This window comes from Dissulfurimicrobium sp. (assembly GCF_049968175.1).
Taxonomy (GTDB): Bacteria; Desulfobacterota; Dissulfuribacteria; order Dissulfuribacterales; family Sh68; genus Dissulfurimicrobium; species Dissulfurimicrobium hydrothermale.
On record NZ_JBMFRG010000109.1, the window covers coordinates 1 to 2,202 of the forward strand.

The 2,202-nt window shown below is 46.8% G+C and carries 1 protein-coding gene; it reads right to left on the minus strand.

Going from position 1 to position 2,202, the window contains the following annotated elements:
* Positions 1–504 precede the first annotated feature (504 nt).
* The coding region (locus tag ACP5SG_RS09605; RefSeq protein ID WP_428124084.1) for a RiPP maturation radical SAM C-methyltransferase at positions 505–2,202 on the minus strand (1,698 nt) is incomplete at its 5' end.

Sequence of the window (2,202 nt, forward strand, 5' to 3'; positions counted from 1 at the left end):
GGAAAAACGCATATACACCGCCTTTGGCGCATATCTGCACAACAAAATCCCCCTTGAGCAACAAAAACGTATAGAGCGACGCAGATATCGCCCCCATGATTATCATCTTTATGTAAGGTCTCTTTTTTTCATAAACACCATCCATCTATCTATTACCTCCTTGAACAAACTTATTGTAAAAAGGATTGATCCCGTCTCGTCGTCTTTTCATCCATCCGTTTTTCTTTTCGCAACACCTCCCGTTTATTTTTTTATCCTACTGATCTCCTATCCTTGGTAGTTTTTTATTTTATATCTTTTTTTTCAAATTTAAACATAATTTAATCAAGTTATTTTTAGCGAATTAAGAAAATTAAAATAATTATTTGATTTAATTATATTTTAAAAATTTGAAAAATTTATTACTGTTTCATTTTACAACTTTATTTAAAGATCTTTGGAATGAAATAGGGATTTCTTGTTAAGATAATGAGCCAAAAAGGCGACCGGTTAGATGGAGATAGGCTAAATATGTCTGACAGCAAGCCCCAGGACCTTGCCATCCTGCTCGAACATAAGCCTCTTTGTAACAAGGTCCTTTAAAAAGGCCGCAATCTCTCCTTGAGATTTATCTGGAAACCGCTCAAAAATATCCTGAACCGGCCTTGGCTCAAGGCAAGTGAGATAAATCGCCCTTGATGACCCTTTTAGCCTGTGTGTGAGCACCTCGCCAGAGGGTCTGATCTGTCTTATAAGGAGATAATCCCCGCCGTCACGGTATGTGAGGGGTCTTTGCAGCCCAAGCACCGCCCTCTCCCTTCGCCATGCCGCGATTTTTTGTTCGACCCACTTCCAGCGCCTTTGTTGAACAAGCCTGTCACCCTTATATCCAAGCACCAGCGGCATGATGCCGGCCAATATCTCCTCTGGAAACATATAGCGCCAGAATGTATGGATCGTCACGGATCTTATCCCGAATATAGACGGGTCAGAGGCCATGGGGCTCCCAAGGCCAAGCCAAAACGAGACGGCCTTAAGGGGTCTAAAGGGCCATACAAAATCAAGCACACGAAGGGTCTCATTAACCTCTTCATCCGTGCTGCCAGGAAAGTGAAGGATCAGATTTGCTGAGAGGTTCAGCCCTGACTCCTCGGCATGTCGCATCATCTTGACATTGTCCATGACACTTACGCCTTTGCGCATCCGCCCAAGCAGGGATTGACTCAGGGCCTCTATGCCTACCTGGATGTCTTTCAGACCGCCCCTGGCCATGGCATATAACTCATCACGGCTGTAACCCACCCTGAGTTCGGCAAAAAAGCTGTAATCCCTGCCATGTCCTTCAAGGATATCAAATAGCTTAGAGGCATCCCGCCTAGGGAGGGAATTGTCCATAAAGGCGAAATCAAGCAGGCCGTAACGCCTGGCAAGCTGATCTATCTCTGTCGCCATCCTCTCTGCCGATTTTGCCCGATATGCCGTCCACTGGATGTTCAAATTGCAAAAATTGCAACGCCCCCACCAGCACCCGCGGGAAAACTCCACAGGCAGCACAGGAAAAAAGCGTTTGCTAGGCCCTAACTTTAAAATATCACAGAAATAGTCGTCAAAATCAGGAACGGGAAGCCCATCCAGGCCATCGATCTGAGACTTCGGCCGATCCCCGACCGATCCTTTTGACTTATCATCCTTAATACCTCGTTCTCCATTGTCAGACAGGATCACCTTTCCATAAACGGCCTCCGGCAATGACGTCTCTTTGCCGCTCAGAAAATCTGCAAGACCTACAAGTGGACGCTCTCCCTCACCGTCAACAATATAATCAATCCAAGAAAACGACCTCAAAATAGAGGCACCTGCAGCGCCGGAGACGGCGGCACCGCCCAACACGATGGGAAGGGATGGGGCAAGGGCCTTTACAGCCCTTGCAATCACAAGCGCAGCCGTAAGTTGATTTACGGAGACAGTCAAACCAACGAGGTCAAGGGCGTCCAGAGCAAGAAAAGAAACGAACTCCGTCAGCACTTTATCCACAGCCTCGCGCACACAGACGGGCTGCAGGAGTCCCCTACCCTTTCCTTTTCTAACCGTCCTTAAAAATAGTCTGTCACATTCCTGTTCCATCTCAGGAAACAAGATGCCTGCAGAGATAGCCTCAGACGCCCATATTGATTCGCTGATGGATTGATAGACCTCAAAACCGATTTGGGAGGCCAATTCGAG